The sequence below is a fragment of the Providencia sp. wls1922 genome, assembly GCF_009706505.1.
GTDB classification, from domain to species: Bacteria; Pseudomonadota; Gammaproteobacteria; order Enterobacterales; family Enterobacteriaceae; genus Providencia; species Providencia lanzhouensis.
Genome location: NZ_WLUG01000088.1, coordinates 129552 through 148666, shown reverse-complemented (window position 1 = coordinate 148666; position 19115 = coordinate 129552). Strand labels below are relative to the sequence as shown.

Here is a 19115-nt window from a genome sequence, read left to right as displayed (position 1 = left end):
GACAAAAAAAACGGCACTTGAACAAAAATCACTCGCCGTCTTGTTGGTCTAGCATCAATTTGTATAACTGATTTTTCTTCAGACCATAAATTTCTGCGGTGATCGCAGCCGCTTTTTTCGGTGGTAATTCTTTTTGCAGTAAACCCAACGTACGAATAACATCTGGCGTAATCGCCGATTCATCCGTTTGTGGCTTATACCCTTCCACAATGAGTACCATTTCACCGCGATGACGATTTTCGTCTTCTTTTACCCATTCGAGTAATTCACCAACTGGGCGCCCTTCAATCGATTCCCAGGTTTTGGTCAATTCACGGGCTAAAACCACACGACGCTCAGGTCCCCACACTTCTACCATGTCTGCTAAACTGTCTAACAAGCGATGAGTAGATTCATAGAAAATCAGTGTTCGAGTCTCTTGCTCTAAGGATTGCAAAACATCTTTGCGTCCCTTGGTTTTCGCGGGTAAGAACCCTTCATAACAGAAACGGTCTGAAGGTAAACCCGCCGCTGACAAGGCAGTGATGGCTGCACAAGCGCCCGGTAATGGGACAACGCGAATGCCAGCCTCACGGCAGCGATTGACTAAGTGATAGCCAGGATCATTAATTAAAGGTGTACCTGCATCCGAGACTAATGCGATACTATCCCCTTGTTGAAGCTTGCTAATTAATTGATCTGCTTTTTGCTGCTCGTTATGATCATGTAGCGCAAACATGCGCGCATTGATGGCAAAATTCTGTAAGAGAATGCCTGAGTGCCTTGTGTCTTCCGCAGCAATTAGGTCAACATGTTTAAGCACATCTAACGCGCGTTGCGTGATATCTCCCATGTTACCAATTGGGGTTGGCACGATGTACAGCGTAGATGCCATAACCACTGCTTGATTAGGTTGATTCATTGTTTCATCCGAATAGCCGGTTTAAAATTAAGCAATTGAAAAATACACCATTGGATACAGTATGCGTCCTTCAATTTTTTTGCATTTGAAAAAAAGATTAATCTGCACTGCGATGTTGTCCACGTTGGCATTAACAGGGTGCCAAATCGAATCATCGACAACCTCGACAACAACCCAGCAGCCTAGCGTTTCTGATGCCAGCCATTACCAGTCCGTTATCGATACCGCTCAAGGCAAACCGTCGATGGATGTCCTGCGTGCTTTTATCAGCCAAGAACCTCTGCTAACCGATCCTGTACAACATCAGGCGAATATTGATTCTCTGTGGCAGATGTTAACACAGATGAAGCCAGAACAGATTCAAGGAATCGAAGCTGACGAAAATATTCTACTGGGCTGGGTCGACCTTCTGGATATCTACCAAAATAACAAAGATGACCCAGAGGCACTCCGTACTGGCATCGAAGACTGGAAAACTCGCTATCCGCATAATCCGGGCGCCAAAAATCTGCCAAGCGCATTAGTTCAAGGAACCATCTCCAAAGTCGGTGCTAACCCACGTATTGCGCTATTTTTACCGATGAGCGGACAGGGGCAAGTCTTTGGTCAAGCCATCATGCAAGGCTTCCTTGATGCACAAAAAGGTTTACCTTCAGGCCCTGCATCTCAAGCTTCTGAAGCACCAACTGCGCCACAAAGCTCGGGTAATGATGTGCTAGACCAGATTTACCAAGAAGTGGCTGCAACGGTTAATGAAAATACCAATTCCGAAGTGGCTTCATCCAGGGTGCGCATTGATGCAGCACCAACCAATACCCAAAGCGTTAAAGTCTTTGATACACAAGGCAAAGCGATCCCTCAGTTAGTCGCTCAGGCCACTTCTGAAGGGTATAACTTAATTGTTGGACCTCTACTGAAATCAGAGGTGCAAGCTATTGCTCAAATGAATGCGCCCGTCAATGTATTGGCACTGAATGAATTAGACGCTAACCAATTACAGCCACGTGCAAATTTATGTTATTTCTCTTTATCCCCTGAAGATGAAGCGAAAAATGCCGCTAACCAAATGAAATTAGACGGTAAACAGATGCCGTTAGTATTAGTGCCTGCATCCCCATTTGGTGATCGCATCGCAAAAGCATTTGCCGAAGAGTGGCAAGCAAAAGGCGGTGGCACTGCACTGATGCAAACATTTGGTTCTACTGCATCCTTAAAAGAGTCGATCAACCGTGGTCAAGGGATCCGTATGACGGGTACCCCAATCAGTATCGATACCCAAGGAATGGCTCCAACCAGTGGCGGTGTTGATGCGGTTTATATCGTGGCAACACGCGATGAATTAACCCTCGTCAAACCGATGATCGATATGGCAATCAGTTCCCGTCAGCGCCCTGCTTTATATGCCAGTTCGCGCAGTAACCAAGGGAACTCAAATGCGGATTATCGTTTCGAAATGGAAGGTGTGAAATTCAGCGAAGTTCCATTACTTGCTGGCGCAAACAACAACCTACGTAAACAAGCTCAAGGCAAAGTGAATAATGATTATTCGCTGTTCCGCCTGTATGCGATGGGTATTGATGCATGGTCGCTGGCGAATAACTACGATAACTTGCAGCAGCACAGTGATCAGTTCCGTGTTAACGGTGCATCCGGTACATTAAGCGTGCATGATAACTGTGTTATTTATCGTGAATTGCCATGGCTGCAATTTAAGCAAGGGCAAGTAGCGTCTGCGCAATAAATTAAACGAGGTCGCTTTATTGCTGCCTATTTTTCAGACAAGGATGTCATGAAAACCGTTAAAAAATCATTAAAATGGTTGACTGGTCGATATTACGAAAACCAAGCGCTATCCTATTTAAAGCAGCAAGGGCTCGCTTTTGTTGCACGCAATGTTCGAAATCGTGCGGGAGAAATCGATTTGATCATGCGAGATACATCAGGCTGGGTATTCGTAGAGGTTCGTTTTCGCAAGAATAGTGATTACGGAGACGCACTTTTATCAGTAAACTGGCACAAACGCAGAAAAATATTGTCCACCGCACAATATTGGCTTGCTCAACGACAAGAAAGTTTTGAAACAACACCCTGCCGCTTTGATATCTGTGCAATCACCGGCAAGCAATTTCAGTGGATTCAAAACGCATTTAATCTTAGTGAACAGGAATATAAGTAAGTGCTAGATAGAATAAAAGTTTGCTTTACTGAAAGCATCCAAACTCAAATTGCCGCAGCTGAAGCCCTGCCCGATGCAATTTCTCGTGCTGCAATGATGATGGTACAGTCACTGCTTAATGGTAATAAAATTTTGTGTTGTGGCAATGGCGCATCCGCAGCAACAGCACAGCGTTTTGCAGCAAGCATGATCCACCGTTTTGAAACTGAGCGCCCAAGTTTACCTGCTCTTGCGCTAAATACGGATAATACCGTGCTCACCGCGATTTCAGGAAGCAAGCAGCCAACTGAAATCTACGCAAAACAAGTTCGAGCGCTAGGCCAGCACGGCGATGTATTAATGGCTATCTCAACCCATGGTAACAGTGCCGACATCATTAAAGCCGTAGAAGCCGCGGTAACGCGCGATATGACCATTGTCGCACTCACTGGCTATGATGGCGGCGAGTTAGCAGGTCTTTTAGGACCACAAGATGTTGAAATTCGTATTCCATCCCAGCATAGTGTCAGAATTCAAGAGGTACACTTACTCACAGTGAATTGTTTGTGTGACCTTATCGATAACACGCTCTTTCCTCACCAGAACGACTAAGGAGACAAAATGCGATTACTTCCGATTTTTGCCATAGTGTTTAGCGCGGTTCTTTTACAAGGTTGTATTGGTGCTGCCGTTGTGGGTACTGCCGCAGTAGCTACCAAAAGCGCTACAGACCCTCGTTCTGTTGGTCAGCAAGTTGATGATGGCACATTAGAAGCCCGAGTCAGTGGTCAACTTAACAAAGATAAAGATATCACCAGCAAAGCCCGTATTATTGCAACGGCGTATAAAGGTAATGTCTTGTTAACTGGACAATCTCCCGACATGTCATGGGCAGATAAAGCCAAACAAATCGCCAGTAACGTTGATGGTACAGAAAAAGTGTATAACGAGGTTCGACAAGGTCAGCCCGTTGATTTAGGTACCGCGTCAAAAGACACTTGGTTAACCACCAAAGTAAAATCTAAGATTTTAGCCAGTGACGAAGTGAAATCAGGCAGCGTTAAAGTCATCACTGAGAATGGTGAAGTCTTCTTATTAGGTGTACTCACTCAGCAAGAAGGTGCTGCAGCAGCAAAAATTGCGAGTGAAACGGATGGCGTTCGTCGTGTAACGACGGCATTTACTTATCTCAATTGATTATAATTAGTAACCTATTGTTACAAAGCATCAAGCCATGAAGTCAAATTCATGGCTTTTTTTTTATTCCTCACCTATATCGTTATTTTTCAGATAATTCCTATCTCCTAATAAGCTCATCTGATTAAGTATCCACGCTTGCCTTTTTAAAACATATGAAGATGGATTTTTCACATGAAATCGATGAGGATTAGGTAAAACAGCGGCTAAAAGTGCAGCTTCCTGCCGGGAAAGCTTACTAGCAGGCTTATTGAAGAATTTATTTGCGGCCTCTTCAACACCAAAAACCCCTTCTCCAAACTCCGCAATATTAAGATAAACAGTAATGATCCGAGTTTTTGACCACATCAACTCCATAACTGGCGTCATTGCTGTTTCAAGGCCTTTTCTTATCCAGCTTCGTCCATCCCATAACCATAAGTTTTTCACTGTTTGTTGAGAGATTGTTGAAGCCCCCCTAACTGTCTGTTTATTACTCGAATTATGTTTATATGCTCGCTCAATTGCATCAAGATCAAATCCCCAATGATGAGGAAAATTTTGATCTTCAGAAGCAATGACAGCGAGATAAAGATAGGGAGAAATCTGTTTTTCACTCACCCAAGTCGAATGAGAAACATAAGAAAAATTAAAGTTTACCCATGCAGAAAGCTGTCTTTCGACCATCACTGCAGAAAAGGGAACAGGTATAAATTTGAAGATCACAACAGACACTAGCCAGAGGGCAAGTAATGAAAGTGTGATCTTCTTTAACCAATACCACAAGCGAGAAACAAACTTTTGCATTGAGTTAATTACGCCATTTCTAATACTTTCTCAACCAGCTTATTGATACCTATATTTGCCTCAGCAATGGATTGAGCCAGCATATAAGCAGGGGTTGTAACAACTTTGTTATATTCATCAACCACAATGTTATCAACCGTGCAAACAACATGCTGTCCACCCATCTTTTCAATTTGGGCAATCGTTTCAGTATCATTACCAATCGTCAATTTCACTGATGTATTTAACATCTTCGGTAGCATGACAGGAGCAATACACATCAGCCCTAGCGGCTTTTTCTGTTGGTGCATTGCCTGTACTAAACTTAATAGTTGTTTATTAATTTCACATTCGCTTCCCTTCACCGCAAAATCACATAAATTTTTTGCCACACCAAAACCACCAGGAATTATAAGGGCATCTAGCTTAGAGGCATCTGCTGATGACAAAGGTGCTATTTTTCCACGAGAAATACGTGCAGACTCTTCCATTTGGTTACGTTTTTCTGTTTTTAATCCACCATTAACATGATTAATTACAGTAGCTTGATAATCATCTGGCGCATAAAAGTGAACTTCTGCATTATTTTTACTTAAAGCAAGCATAGTTAATACTGATTCATGGATCTCGCTTCCATCAAAAACACCACAGCCACTTAAAATTACCGCAATTGATTTCATATCTTCGTCCTTTTGTAGTAAATTACTCCCCAGAGCGAAAGCAGACAAACATCAATCTTCATCACAGATTTTAATGAATCTTGTAACAGGTTCGATAAATTTTGGTATCTTGATAACGTCTGAGTCGTGACAAATGCATTTTAATGATTCGCCTAAGATAAAAATTATAAGCGAATCAATGATTTCCCTGGTGTTGGCGCAGTATTCGCGCACCCCAACTTAGGTTGGGGTTATTTTTTTGTACGACCATCCACCCAGTTTCTTAATGTTTCTATATCTGATTTCCAATCCTGTTTTAACTCATCAACCCACTCTTGCACATTGTCCCACCATGCTGGTAATTCAGGGGATTGGATTTGCTGAGCGAGTTTCTGTAAATTTTTCAGACCAACTGAACCCGCGGCACCTTTAATTTTGTGAGCTTCCTCAACAATTCCCTTCTGATCTTTAGCCACCATATTGGAATCGAGAATCGCTAAATAGCCCGGTAGCATTTTTTCAAACACCTCTAAGCCGTCATAAATCAGTTTTGGCCCAACTAATTCAATGTATTGCTCTAACATTTCACAATCTAAAATTGACTCATCAACTTCTGCCATATCCACTTGCTCCTCATGCTTGTCATTTGAAGATGCATTCTCGCCCCAGAATTGCTCAATCACTTGAGTGAGCGCAGGAACCGATAATGGTTTGCTCAGAACACCGTCCATTCCCGCATCGAAGTACTCTTTCTTATCTTTGAGGACATTCGCAGTAAGGGCGATTAATGGTGGTAAATCATCCTTATCATACTGTTGTTTAAGCTGTTTAGAGATATCTAACCCCGTCATGTCAGGAAGTTGAATATCCAGTAGAACTAAGTCATATTCCCCAGGTGCAAACATCTCTAGCGCGTCTTTACCTGTCATTGCAACATCAACTGTGTTGCCAAGGTTCTCCAGCACAGAACACGCCACAACCACGTTTAGTTCAATATCTTCCACTAGTAAGATATGGAGCGCTGGTAATGGGTAATCATCGTCGTGCTGTTGCTGCTCTTCGATTTCAGCCTCAACTTCAGGGGCTATAATCGACAAAGTAAATGTTGAACCATGTCCAATATCGCTTTCCACACGAATATCGCCCCCCATACTTTGTGCTAACCTACGGGATACAGAAAGCCCAATCCCCGTTCCCGTTGCAGGACGTCCACCTGCGGAGTCACGGACCTGATAATACATAGCAAAGATTTTATCTAATTCATCTTTCGGAATACCGATGCCACTATCTTTGACTTGGAAAAACAGCTTGTCATCCGCTTCACGCCAAATGCTTAATTTAACTTCACCTTTCTGAGTAAATTTCACCGCATTACCGATTAAGTTCCACAGAATTTGGCGTAAACGCGTGCCATCCGTCAGAATGGTTTTAGGTAAGCCGTGTGCGACATCCATAACAAACTTCAAGCCTTTCGGCTGAACCAGTAGCCCGCTTAAGTTTTCTAAATCGTTCACAAATTCAGGCAATGTCACAGGTTGGTTATCCAATTGGACTTTGCGACGCTCAATTTTGTCCATTTCAATCACATCATTAAAAATATTGCCTAAAGTGACGGCACTGACGTGAATGGTTTTTAAATAGCTTGATTGTTCTTTGGTAAGCTTAGTATCCAGTAAAATGCGGCTAAGCCCCACAATGCCATTAAGCGGCGTACGAAGCTCATGGCTGATAGTAGAGATAAAGGTGGTCTTCTCTCTACTAGCGTTCTCTAACGCCTCCTGATAACGCTTACGCTCGGTAATATCACGTCCAAACCCCATTAGCCCGTGACGTTTCCCTACGCGGTCATAAAATGGCACTTTTCGCAGCTCAAAACAGGCTTTTCGCCCATCAGGGTAAACTAACCACTGTTCATAAGTTAATGCCACATTGTGTCTGAAAACTTTTTCATCCGTTTCCATCACTTTGGCAGCAATTTCTTCATCATAAATATCCAATGGTGTTAAACCGACTAGCTGTTTTTCACTCTTACCGGTGAGCAGCTCCATCGCACGGTTACAGCCAGAAAATTCATTGTTTTCATTGCGATAATAGACAAGATCAGGAGAAGCATCGAGGAACGAACGCAGTAAAACAGATTGCTGTTCAAACTCAATTTGAGTCTGTTCACGGTATTTCATTTCTTGTTTGAGTTGCTCTAACAACTCAAGATGGGCGCTTTCGGCTTTTTCACGCTCTAAAATTTCTAAGTTAAGTTGCTCAATATTGCCTTGCAGCTGAGTATTCAGTTCCGCATCACGCTTTCGCATCACTTCGAGCTTATCAACCATGCGCGTTAAACGCTGGCGAGACTCTTCTAATTGTTCTACCACCACCGAAAGAAAATAAACTGCTAATGGCGTAATAATTAAGCCAAAGAAAATGGAGCCAACCATATCGAGGCTATCGACTTGCCCCCGAAGAAAAATCGCTACCGCCATTTGCATTATCATGGCGAGCACAACTAACGCTGACGCGAGAAGCAAAGAGAAACGCACTAAGCCTAGCTTCATCATCAGGTCAACATAGTATTGTGCAAGACCGCGAAGTACTTTCATAACCACCCCTTAGTTAAATTCTCACTGAATCATATATCAAACAGGGCTGTTTCGGATGGGGTTTCATACGAAATATCGATCCTGCTCATTAAATCGTCGGTCACAATGGGATATTCACCCGTGTATTAGTAACTTTATTACGATAATCACTATTTATATCAATGCTATCAAAGTAAACTTTAATTTATATCATTCTCGTAAAAGAATTTGGCTGGAAAGGTGCCTATGTCCTCTTCAAATATGGGTTCGCCCCGTCTTGAACCTCGTAAAAAAGCGCTGACGATCCGCAAAATTGAGTTTGTGGAAATTTACCAGCCAATGAGTGGCATTGAAGCTCAGCATCAAGCCCAGCGTTGCTTGTCTTGCGGCAGCCCCTATTGTGAGTGGAAATGCCCGCTCCACAATCCTATCCCGAATTGGTTAAAGCTGGCTGGAGAAGGTCGAATTCTTGAAGCGGCAGAACTTTGTCATCACACCAACAGCTTGCCTGAAATTTGCGGTCGAATTTGCCCACAGGAACGATTATGTGAAGCCGCTTGTGTCCTGAATGAAACCTTTGGTTCCGTCACGATTGGGCATTTGGAGCGCTATATTACCGATAGTGCATTTGAGCAAGGTTGGCGGCCTGACCTCTCTCATGTTAGGGATACAGGTAAACGAGTCGCGATTATCGGCGCGGGCCCTGCGGGTCTTTCCTGTGCCGATGTGTTGGCTCGTCACGGCGTTCAAGCAATAGTATTTGATAAACATCCTGAAATCGGTGGGTTACTCACTTTTGGTATACCCGCATTTAAGTTAGAAAAGCAGATAATGCAGCACCGACGACGGATTTTTGAAGAAATGGGGATTATCTTTAAACTTAATACTGAGATTGGACAACATATCCCGTTAGAAACGTTACTCAATGAGTTTGATGCGATTTTTATTGGAACCGGCACCCATCATCCAGTTTCAGGCAATCTCCTCAACGAAGATGCCATAGGCGTTTATCAAGCGCTTCCTTATTTAGTGGGTAATGCACGTCACTTATTAGGTTACGCCGACGATCCCCAATACCCTTACGTATCACTAGCAAATAAGAATGTAATCGTGTTGGGCGCAGGAGATACCGCGATGGATTGTGTCCGCAGCGCTATCCGCCAAGGCGCAAGCAAAGTCAGTTGTATCTACCGCCGAGGCGCTTCGGAAATGCATGCAACACCGCGAGAAGTCTTACACGCTCAAGAAGAAGGCGTACAGTTCCATTTTCACTTACAACCCATTGGGATTAACACCGATGTCGAGGGACAAGTTGTCGGTATCCATTTCGCTAGCACATTATCGAATTCCACAGAATCGGAAGAAATTACACATTCTGCCGATGTGGTCATTATTGCGTTTGGTTTTGAATCTAACGATATGCCGTGGATTAGCACACATGCCATACAGCGCGATATGAGCGGTAGAATAGTGGCACCTCGTCATCATCATTATGCTTACCAGACTTCGCACTCTAAAATTTTTGCAGGGGGAGATGTAGTACACGGTTCTGATTTGGTGGTAACAGCGATTGCCGAAGGGCGTGGAGCCGCAGAAGGGATCATGAGTTTTCTTCGAGTATAAAAAAAGAGGAATTTCTTCCTCTTTTTAGCATTTACTATATCAGTCTTAGCTGCCACGATTTGTGCTTATTTCACAACCCGTAACGCTGGACGACCTTTCGGTGGCCTTGGTGGCTCATCGTCTGGGGATGAAGGTTCTTCTGTTTGAGTGGCTTCATCATGAACCAATACGATGTTGTCAGACAGTGCTTCATCAGTGCTGTTGTCTTCTCCATCAAAGTGCTCATCATAAGCCGCTTCAGGTTCAAACATCATTCCAGCGCCATTTTCACGCGCATATACCGCCATGATAGCCGCCATTGGAACATATACCTGACGAGGTACACCGCCGAATCGCGCATTAAACCGCACTTCTTCGTTGGTAATTTCAAAGTTACCCACTGCACGCGGGGCAACATTTAAAACAATTTGCCCATCACGCGCAAATTCCATTGGAACATTCACCATGGGAAGAGTGACATCAACCACCAAATGCGGAGTCATATCGTTATCCAGCAACCACTCATAGTGGGCGCGCAGCAGATAAGGGCGACGTGGTGTCATTGGTGCCATTTCCATCATCCGACTTAGCCTCGTGCTGACAGGCGCATTTCACGCTCTAATTCAGTTAATGATGCTAAAAATGCATCGCGCTCAAATACACGCTGCATGTACATCTGTAAATGTTTGCTGATTGCAGGCTTTAATTCGATACCTAAAACAGGTAAGCGCCATAATAGCGGTGCTAAATAGCAATCAACTAAGCTGAACTCATCACTCATAAAGAATGGCATTTCAGCCAGTACAGGTGAAACTGCAATCAGTTCTTCCGCTAATTGGCGACGAGCTGCATCTGCTTCTTGTGCTGTACCCTTCTCGATTTTAGCCATCAATGAGTACCAGTCTCTGCGAATACGATGCATCAGCTGACGGCTAGTACCACGAGCCACTGGGTAAACAGGCATTAACGGTGGATGAGGAAAACGCTCATCGAGGTATTCCATAATGATATCTGGATCATACAAAGTCAGGTCACGATCCACCAGCGTTGGAACACTTTGATATGGGTTAAGATCAATAAGGTCTTGAGGCATATGACCAGGCTCGACATGTTCAATCTCAACGCTAACACCTTTTTCAGCAAGCACAATACGTACTTGATGGCTAAAAATATCAGTTGGGCCTGAAAACAATGTCATTACCGAACGTTTATTAGGAGCAACAGCCATTAAAACCTCCAAATGATAAAAATAATGATCCTTAAATAAGGATTAATTCATTATTTTCATTTTTAAAATCCCATGTACTCAACCTTCAAGATCCATTTTGAAAGTCAGCACAACCCTCTCGCTTCATGAAAGCGAGAAATAATCAAATAAAAAACTGGGACATAGTCTAACAGATTTTGTACAGCTTAGGGGGCTAACCTAGAGAAAATCATCGGTTAATTTTATTAGAGAGGAATAATTCCATCAAAACCAGCCCTATCAACTTTAAATTTATAATAATTTAAAATTAAAACCTTAAAGTTAACTCCATTGTTGATGGGTTATATTTTTACTGCATTTGAGATATGACACAAAAATAGAGTGGAATAATAAAATAATGTCTTCTGTCTGTCTTTATTTTAATTAAATAAGAATGGCTCAATATTTGATTTATTTTAGACAATAAAAAACCCGCCATAAAGACGGGCTTTTTCATCAATTTTATGCCCAGAAGGCAATAAATTAACGTTTGGAGAACTGTGGACGACGACGTGCTTTACGCAGACCCACTTTCTTACGTTCAACAGAACGCGCATCACGGGTAACAAAACCAGCTTTACGCAGATCAGAACGAAGAGTCTCGTCATAAGCCATCAGTGCACGTGTAATACCGTGACGGATTGCGCCTGCCTGACCAGAGATACCACCACCTTTAACAGTGATGTACAGGTCCAGTTTTTCTAACATTTCAACCAGTTCTAACGGCTGACGAACTACCATGCGCGCAGTTTCGCGACCAAAGTATTGTTCCAGTGTACGTTGATTGATTGTGATGTTACCGCTACCCGGCTTAATAAAGACACGAGCAGATGAGCTTTTGCGGCGACCAGTGCCGTAGTATTGATTTTCAGCCATTGCTATAATCCCGATTAAATGTCAAGAACTTGCGGTTGTTGTGCCGCGTGGTTGTGCTCATTACCTGCGTAAACTTTCAGTTTACGGTACATTGCACGACCCAGAGGTCCTTTTGGCAACATGCCTTTAACCGCGATTTCAAGCACACGCTCAGGACTACGAGCAATCATCTCTTCGAAAGTTGCTTGCTTGATTCCACCAATATGGCCAGTGTGGCGATAGTAGATTTTGTCTTCGCGTTTTTTGCCGGTAACAGCAATTTTTTCTGCATTCAGAACGATGATGTAATCACCAGTATCCACGTGCGGAGTATATTCCGCTTTATGCTTACCGCGCAGACGGCTAGCAATTTCAGTTGCAAGACGGCCTAAAGTTTTGCCATCTGCATCAACAACATACCAGTCGCGTTTTACGGTCTCTGGTTTAGCTGTAAAAGTTTTCATTAAAACTTACCCAATATTGAAGTTACACGTTGTGTGAACACTCATGTTCGTAAAATATAGCGAGGTTCACGCGACTCATTGTCCAGCAAACCCACCCCTTCGAGCAGCCTAGCTGGCATTAATGCGTTATTTTTTGGGAAATAAAAAACAACGCCGTAACGTGGGGTCGCAAGATTATAGAGAAGTCAGCAACAAAAATCGACCCCAAATGCATTTTTTTTACGTTCAAATAAATAATTAGTGTCGCCTGTTCAAAAAGCACACATAAATCTAGAGAGAAAACGACGTCCTTGAGACTCATTTCCTCTTTGGCCTCTATGATAAATGCGGGATTTTCAAATATTCTTCACTTTGCATTTCTTGCAAGCGAGAAAGGCAGCGCTGATATTCAAACGCCAAAAGTTGCCCTTGATAAAGTGAATCCATCGGCACCTGTGCATTGATCATCAATTTTACCTTACGTTCATAGAACTCATCAATAAGCGCGAGAAAACGTCTGGCAGGATTTTCATCTTTCAGTCCCATCACAGGGACGTCATAGAGCAATACCGTATGATAACAATTTGAGAGGTAGATATAGTCGTTTTGGCTGCGAGGCTCTTCACATAAAACCTTAAAGCTGATTGCCAATACTCCTTCTGCGGAGCGAATTGCCTGCATTTTCCGATGATTAACTTCTAATACCGGATTTTGCTGACCTTCTTTACCTGCCAGTTTTACAAACACTTCATCTAAATGATGGCGATTTTGTTCGTTTATTGGCGATAAAAATAGATGCGCTTGAGTCAGCGTACGCAAGCGATAGTCAATCCCCGCATCCACATTCATTACATCGCAATATTTTTTTATCTGTTCTATGGCTGGCAAAAAGCGAGCGCGTTGCAAACCGTTGCGATAAAGGTTGTCAGGGATGATGTTGGATGTCGCGACTAACGTGATGCCTCGCGCAAAGAGCCCTTCTAATAAGGTTCCTAGAATCATCGCATCAGTAATGTCCGAGACAAAAAACTCATCAAAACACAAAATATCCGTCTGTTTTTTAAATTCATCAGCGATAATGTCGAGCGGATTTTCCTGTCCTTGCAGCGCCATTAAGTCTTCCTGCACTTTCTTCATAAAGCGATGAAAGTGTAAACGCAATTTGCGCTCTCCCGGTAAACTGTCGTAGAACATGTCCATCAACCACGTTTTACCGCGACCTACGCCCCCCCACATATATAACCCCTGAACTGGCTCACAGGTTTTTGTGGATGATTTCCCTAACAAGCGCCCAAAGCGCTGTTTTAGACCGTTTGGTTTTTCATTTGGGAAGCAAGGCGTAGCGCTACAAAGTTGCTGATAAATCTTGTCTAATCGCTCTACGGCTTGTTTTTGTACGTCATCCGGCTGGTAATTGCCTTGCTCAAGAGCTTGTTGGTAACGCATGGTAGGGGTCATCGGTGACATCAACTCAGTGATCCTTAAAATTTTCGGTTTTTTTTACCGTTATATGATATACACTGCCTTTATTATAACCAGATTCTGTTAGCATTTAACTTTCGATTAACTATTCGGCATAGAGTAAGGAATTTCGCTTTATTATTCCACTCTTTAGCATTAACAGATTTGCTATTAGCAGGTATAGTTAGGGTAATCGAGCTAAATTTTGGCGACCATTTTCTGTGAATTTTGATTGAAGTAAACGAAGGAGTTAGCATGACTTGGGAGTATGCACTAATAGGATTAGTTGTTGGCTTTATCATCGGCGCATTGGTTGTGCGTTATGGCAATCCAAAACTTCGTCAACAAAAAACAGCACAGGCTGAATTAGACAAAAAAAGCACTGAGCTGGAAGAGTATCGTAAAGAACTCGTTAGCCATTTTGCTCGCAGCGCAGAGTTATTGGATAAAATGGCACGCGACTATCGCCAACTGTATCAACATATGGCGCAAAGCTCTTCCGAGTTAATGCCGGATATGCAAGATAACCCATTCCATTATCGTTTAACTGAATCTGAAGCCGATAATGACCAAGCACCGGTTAAAATGCCACCGAGAGATTACTCTGAAGGTGCTTCAGGGCTGTTCCGCCCTCTCGATGAAAAAGAGAAGTAATTTTTGATTATGCCACCAGTAGCGCCCGTTACTGGTGGTGTTATTTCCCTCACTGTATCATTCCAATTCCGAATAAAATCTTATAGTTAGTTTAGCTACTGTATAGAAGTTAGCGTTTCACCTAAACATCATGTAAATGGATGTAAAATTGTGGATAAGTACTATCCGCATAGGGAACTTTTCCGCATAATCCTTGGTCATAGTCATCAGTAAAATATTATTTGAGACCCCAAAATACCTCCGCCCATATGACCTTAGTGTACCGTTTATAGGTACCATTCATATGAGCTGATATTTTCTATTGAGAGAATCTACGGAATGATGAAAAGAAAAAATTTCTTTCTGACAGCAGTCGCAATGAGTTTAGGTTTAACCCTGTCCACGATCCCAGCAATCAGCAGCGCCGCCTTACCGGCCACATTACCGGCAACCGCACAAAGCCAAAACATGCCGAGTTTAGCGCCAATGCTGGAAAAAGTGCTGCCTGCCGTCGTGAATATCCATGTTTCAGGCACCCGTGTACAAAATCAACAGATTCCTGAAGAACTCAAATTCTTCTTTGGTCCAAATGCACCTTCACAACAACAAAGCGTGCGCCCATTTGAAGGTTTAGGTTCTGGTGTCATCATCGATGCGACACAAGGTTATGTTTTAACCAATAATCACGTTATTGATGGTGCCGACAAAATCCAAATTCAGCTCAATGACGGTCGTGAAATTGACGTTAAACTGATTGGTAAAGATCCACAAACTGACATTGCACTGTTAAAAATCAGCAATGCAAAAGATATCAAAAACCTCACCGCGGTTTCTATTGCGGACTCCGATAAACTGCGTGTTGGTGATTTTGCCGTCGCTGTTGGTAACCCATTCGGTTTAGGACAAACTGCCACATCCGGGATTATCTCTGCGTTAGGTCGTAGTGGATTAAATCTGGAAGGCTTAGAAAACTTTATCCAGACCGATGCCTCAATCAACCGTGGTAACTCTGGTGGTGCACTGGTTAACTTAAACGGTGAGCTGATTGGGATTAACACTGCAATTTTAGCACCGGGTGGCGGAAATATTGGCATCGGCTTTGCTATCCCGAGCAACATGGCGAAAAGCCTGAGTGAGCAGCTGATTAAACACGGTGAAGTTAAACGCGGAATTTTAGGTATTAAAGGTACAGAGATGAACTCTGATATCGCTAAAGCCTTCAATATCGATGCTCAGCGTGGCGCTTTCGTCAGTGAAGTGATTCCAAAATCGTCAGCGGCAAAAGCAGGAATCAAATCGGGTGACGTTTTAGTCTCTGTTGATGGTAAACGTATTAATAGCTTCGCTGAATTAAGAGCAAAAATTGGCACCAGCCAGTTAGGCAAAGAAATCACCCTTGGTCTGATCCGTTCAGGCAAACCAATGGAAGTGAAAGTAGTACTAGAAAGCGATGAAGGCTCTGCAACCAACGCGGAAAAACTGAGTGAATCCTTATTAGGCGCCACCATTTCCAATGCGGTTGTCAGCAATACCAAAGGGGTACAAGTTGACAGCGTAGCACCTAAGTCTCCGGCTGCTGCGGTTGGTTTAGCGAAAGGCGACCTGATCTTTGGCGTGAATGACACTCGCGTAGAAAGTATCGACCAATTCCGCAAAATCATCGATAGCAAACCACCAGTATTAGCGATGAAAGTGCTGCGTGGCGGTGAAACGCTCTACTTATTAATGAAAAACTAATTCATTAAGTTACCGCACATAAATCAATAAAACGGGTACAGTATCACTCTGCTGTACCCGTTTTTTTATGTTATGCTCAAAGTATCTCTCTGTCTGTCATTTCCATCATAGCGAACTTGGTAACCTTTAACATGGTCAAAAAGCTGCTTGTGTCTGTCCTGCTTGGATTGGTCACTGCCTCAATCATTATTGTGGCTGTCCCCTCATTGCGCCCACAGGGACTGGCTGATTTACTGTATGGGAAAACCAATAGCGAGCCTGTAAGCTATAACAAGGCCGTACGCCGTGCCGCGCCTGCGGTGGTGTATGTCTATAGCAGCTCTAAAGGGAGTTTTTCCCAATCGGGTCGGGAATTACAATCTCTTGGATCAGGGGTGATATTAAGCGCTAATGGTTACATAGTGACCAATAAACATGTGGTGGATAACCCTGACCAAATCCTTGTTGCCCTACAAGATGGTGCGATTTTCGATGCACTTTTAGTCGGCTCAGACCCCTTAACTGACCTTGCAGTCTTGAAGATAGAGGCTGAAAATCTTCCCGTTATCCCAATTAATACTAAGCGCATCACCCATGTTGGGGATGTGGTTTTAGCCATTGGAAACCCTTATAACCTTGGACAAACAGTCACCCAAGGGATTATAAGCGCGACGGGACGTGTCGGTTTAAGCTCCACACGTCGCCAAAATTTCCTACAAACCGATGCCTCGATTAACTCGGGTAACTCCGGTGGCGCCCTTATCAACACGGAAGGGGAATTGGTTGGCATAAACACCCTTTCATTCAGCGCAGGGCAAGGAGTCAGTTCCGAAGGATTGAGTTTTGCTATTCCAACCGCCCTAGCAACCAAAATCATGGAAAAACTGATCCGTGATGGTCGTGTCGTGCGAGGCTACATCGGCATTACGGCTCGTGAATTACCGCAAATTCGCACAAATACAAATAATATCAACCAAATTCAAGGGTTAAGGGTTTTCCAAGTTTCAGCCAATGGACCTGCTGCAAAATCAGGCATTGAGCAAGGGGATGTTATCTTATCCTTAGATGGAAAACCTGCCGTTTCTGCCGCAGAAACCATGGATTATGTCGCCGAAATTCGCCCCGGAACAAAAATTCCCGTTCAGATTTTACGTGATGGTAATGTGCAAAACATCGATATCGTGATTGAAGAACTTCCTGAAGGGCAAGCAAACTAACCCCTCAATTCTGCCCAGTCAAATCTTTCACCCAAAATAAGCCCAAAAAAAAAGGTTGTTCCGATAAAGAACAACCTTTTTTGTTTTTGCAATGATATCAACGCAATCTGGAATTAGTCTTCAGATTTAACGCGTTGAATATTAGCGCCTAACGCATTTAATTTCGCTTCAATATTTTCATATCCACGATCGATATGATAAATACGGTCAACTGTCGTTGTTCCACCCGCGATACAACCTGCAATCACTAAACTTGCTGACGCACGTAAATCTGTTGCCATCACTTGCGCACCAGTGAGCTTTTCAACACCATGGCACACAACGGTATTACTCTCGATATCCGCGTGCGCACCCATACGAATTAACTCAGGAATATGCATAAAACGGTTTTCGAAAATGGTTTCTGTGATAACACCGGTACCTTCAGCCACCAAGTTTAATAGGCTAAATTGCGCTTGCATATCAGTAGGGAAACCAGGATGTGGAGCTGTACGCAATGTAACCGCTTTTGGACGTTTACCATGCATATCTAGACTAATCCAATCTTCACCCGTTTGAACATCAGCCCCAGCTTCACGTAATTTCGCTAGCACCGCATCCAGAGTGTCTGGACGTGCATTACGGCAAACTACTTTACCGCGAGAAACCGCTGCAGCAATTAAGAATGTACCTGTTTCAATACGATCTGGCAGAACGCGATACACACCACCACCTAAACGAGCCACACCTTCAATGACAATACGGTCAGTTCCTGCACCAGTGATTTTCGCACCTAATGCATTTAAGAAATTAGCAGTATCTTCAATTTCAGGCTCACGAGCGGCGTTCTCGATGGAAGTGGTTCCTTCAGCAAGCGCAGCAGCTGTCATGATACTGATAGTGGCACCAACGCTTACTTTGTCCATCACGATGTCAGCGCCTTTCAGGCGACCATTCACCGTTGCCTTAACATAACCATCTTCAAGGACAATATTGGCACCTAACTTCTCTAACCCGCTAATATGTAAATCCACTGGACGAGCGCCAATGGCACAACCACCCGGTAGAGAAACTTCACCATGACCAAAGCGTGCAACCAGCGGCGCTAATGCCCAAATAGAGGCACGCATGGTTTTTACTAGATCATACGGTGCACAATATTCAGTCACATTGCTAGCATCAACAAAAATCGAACCATTACGCTCGATTTTGACGCCAAGTTGGCTGAGTAACTTAATTGTGGTGTCGATGTCTTTCAGTTTAGGGACATTCTGTAATTCAACTGGCTCTTCAGCCAGTAAAGCAGCGAACAGGATTGGCAGTGCGGCGTTTTTAGCGCCTGAAATAGAGACTTCACCCTCTAAGCGGGTTGGCCCTTTAACTAAAAATTTATCCATTCTGGTATTCTCGTGTGTCAGATTTTTACAAACTGTTCGCTTACATTTTCAAACTTATAGGCCGCTCAGCTTACGATCACGCTCCCACTGCGCTGGGGTATAAGCTTTGATTGAAAGCGCATGAATTCGATTGTCCGCAATATATTCCATTAACGGCGCATAGACTGCTTGCTGCTGTTTAACACGGCTCATGCCGTCAAAAAGGCTGCCAACAGCGATAACTTGAAAATGACTGCCATCGCCATTCACTATCACTTCATCCAGTGACAGCTTTTCCATTAAGACTTGTTTAATTTCGTTGGTATCCATAATG

At 43.4% G+C, this 19115-nt stretch carries 19 protein-coding genes; 8 read left to right on the top strand and 11 right to left on the bottom strand.

All coding sequences use genetic code 11. From position 1 onward, the window contains the following. Positions 1-28 precede the first annotated feature (28 nt). Positions 29-901, bottom strand: coding sequence for a 16S rRNA (cytidine(1402)-2'-O)-methyltransferase (rsmI, locus tag GKR71_RS10295; RefSeq protein WP_036956141.1), 873 nt, complete (start codon positions 899-901; stop codon positions 29-31). Between the two features lie 61 nt (positions 902-962). Between rsmI and GKR71_RS10290 the strand changes: the two genes are divergently transcribed. From GKR71_RS10290 to dolP, 4 genes are read left to right on the top strand one after another with little or no spacing between them, the layout of a single operon-like run. Next, on the top strand, positions 963-2642 hold the full coding sequence (locus GKR71_RS10290; RefSeq protein ID WP_036956138.1) for a penicillin-binding protein activator: 1680 nt from the start codon (positions 963-965) through the stop codon (positions 2640-2642). Positions 2643-2690: 48 nt separating this feature from the next. Continuing rightward, on the top strand, positions 2691-3077 hold the full coding sequence (locus GKR71_RS10285) for a YraN family protein (RefSeq protein WP_036956136.1): 387 nt from the start codon (positions 2691-2693) through the stop codon (positions 3075-3077). Then, positions 3078-3668: a DnaA initiator-associating protein DiaA gene (gene diaA, locus GKR71_RS10280; protein ID WP_006659121.1), complete on the top strand. Its 591-nt coding sequence runs from the start codon at positions 3078-3080 to the stop codon at positions 3666-3668. It begins immediately after the preceding gene. A gap of 9 nt (positions 3669-3677) precedes the next feature. Next, a complete protein-coding gene (dolP, locus tag GKR71_RS10275) occupies positions 3678-4253 on the top strand; it encodes a division/outer membrane stress-associated lipid-binding lipoprotein (RefSeq protein WP_036956134.1) in 576 nt (191 codons plus the stop codon). Positions 4254-4316: 63 nt separating this feature from the next. Here dolP and mtgA read toward each other — a convergent pair whose 3' ends face one another. From mtgA to arcB, 3 genes are all read right to left on the bottom strand, one after another. Continuing rightward, positions 4317-5039, bottom strand: coding sequence for a monofunctional biosynthetic peptidoglycan transglycosylase (mtgA, locus tag GKR71_RS10270; protein WP_036956132.1), 723 nt, complete (start codon positions 5037-5039; stop codon positions 4317-4319). Positions 5040-5047: 8 nt separating this feature from the next. Then, positions 5048-5698 (bottom strand): isoprenoid biosynthesis glyoxalase ElbB, encoded by a 651-nt coding sequence (gene elbB, locus GKR71_RS10265; RefSeq protein ID WP_036956130.1) that lies wholly within the window; start codon positions 5696-5698, stop codon positions 5048-5050. A gap of 230 nt (positions 5699-5928) precedes the next feature. Then, positions 5929-8274, bottom strand: a complete 2346-nt coding sequence (gene arcB, locus GKR71_RS10260) for an aerobic respiration two-component sensor histidine kinase ArcB (RefSeq protein WP_036956128.1) — start codon at positions 8272-8274, stop codon at positions 5929-5931. Positions 8275-8499: 225 nt separating this feature from the next. Here arcB and GKR71_RS10255 point away from each other — a divergent pair, with 225 nt between their 5' ends. Then, positions 8500-9876 (top strand): FAD-dependent oxidoreductase, encoded by a 1377-nt coding sequence (locus GKR71_RS10255; RefSeq protein WP_154634244.1) that lies wholly within the window; start codon positions 8500-8502, stop codon positions 9874-9876. 65 nt (positions 9877-9941) lie between these two features. Here the strand turns inward: GKR71_RS10255 and sspB are convergent, their stop codons facing one another. The 5 genes from sspB to zapE form a co-directional block, all read right to left on the bottom strand. Further along, entirely contained in the window at positions 9942-10433 is a 492-nt protein-coding gene (gene sspB / locus GKR71_RS10250) for a ClpXP protease specificity-enhancing factor (protein ID WP_036956408.1), read from the bottom strand. Positions 10434-10441: 8 nt separating this feature from the next. Further along, positions 10442-11083, bottom strand: a complete 642-nt coding sequence (gene sspA, locus GKR71_RS10245; RefSeq protein ID WP_036956125.1) for a stringent starvation protein SspA — start codon at positions 11081-11083, stop codon at positions 10442-10444. Positions 11084-11584: 501 nt separating this feature from the next. Then, a complete protein-coding gene (gene rpsI, locus GKR71_RS10240; RefSeq protein WP_004258235.1) occupies positions 11585-11977 on the bottom strand; it encodes a 30S ribosomal protein S9 in 393 nt (130 codons plus the stop codon). A gap of 14 nt (positions 11978-11991) precedes the next feature. After that, complete coding sequence (gene rplM, locus GKR71_RS10235; RefSeq protein WP_006659112.1) at positions 11992-12420, bottom strand: 50S ribosomal protein L13; 429 nt, start codon at positions 12418-12420, stop codon at positions 11992-11994. A 315-nt stretch (positions 12421-12735) separates the two neighbouring features. Beyond that, positions 12736-13866: a cell division protein ZapE gene (gene zapE / locus GKR71_RS10230; RefSeq protein WP_154609980.1), complete on the bottom strand. Its 1131-nt coding sequence runs from the start codon at positions 13864-13866 to the stop codon at positions 12736-12738. A 249-nt stretch (positions 13867-14115) separates the two neighbouring features. On the opposite strand from zapE, the gene zapG reads away from it, so the two are divergent. The 3 genes from zapG to degS all read left to right on the top strand — a co-directional run bounded on the left by zapG (position 14116) and on the right by degS (position 17426). Beyond that, a complete protein-coding gene (zapG, locus tag GKR71_RS10225; protein WP_036956122.1) occupies positions 14116-14514 on the top strand; it encodes a Z-ring associated protein ZapG in 399 nt (132 codons plus the stop codon). 321 nt (positions 14515-14835) lie between these two features. After that, entirely contained in the window at positions 14836-16230 is a 1395-nt protein-coding gene (locus GKR71_RS10220; RefSeq protein ID WP_036956406.1) for a Do family serine endopeptidase, read from the top strand. A gap of 131 nt (positions 16231-16361) precedes the next feature. Continuing rightward, the gene (degS, locus tag GKR71_RS10215) at positions 16362-17426 is read left to right on the top strand and encodes an outer membrane-stress sensor serine endopeptidase DegS (RefSeq protein ID WP_036956121.1); all 1065 of its coding nucleotides are present in this window, start codon (positions 16362-16364) and stop codon (positions 17424-17426) included. A 113-nt stretch (positions 17427-17539) separates the two neighbouring features. Here degS and murA read toward each other — a convergent pair whose 3' ends face one another. Beyond that, a complete protein-coding gene (murA, locus tag GKR71_RS10210) occupies positions 17540-18802 on the bottom strand; it encodes a UDP-N-acetylglucosamine 1-carboxyvinyltransferase (protein WP_036956120.1) in 1263 nt (420 codons plus the stop codon). 54 nt (positions 18803-18856) lie between these two features. Then, complete coding sequence (gene ibaG / locus GKR71_RS10205) at positions 18857-19111, bottom strand: BolA family iron metabolism protein IbaG (protein ID WP_036956119.1); 255 nt, start codon at positions 19109-19111, stop codon at positions 18857-18859. Positions 19112-19115 lie beyond the last annotated feature (4 nt).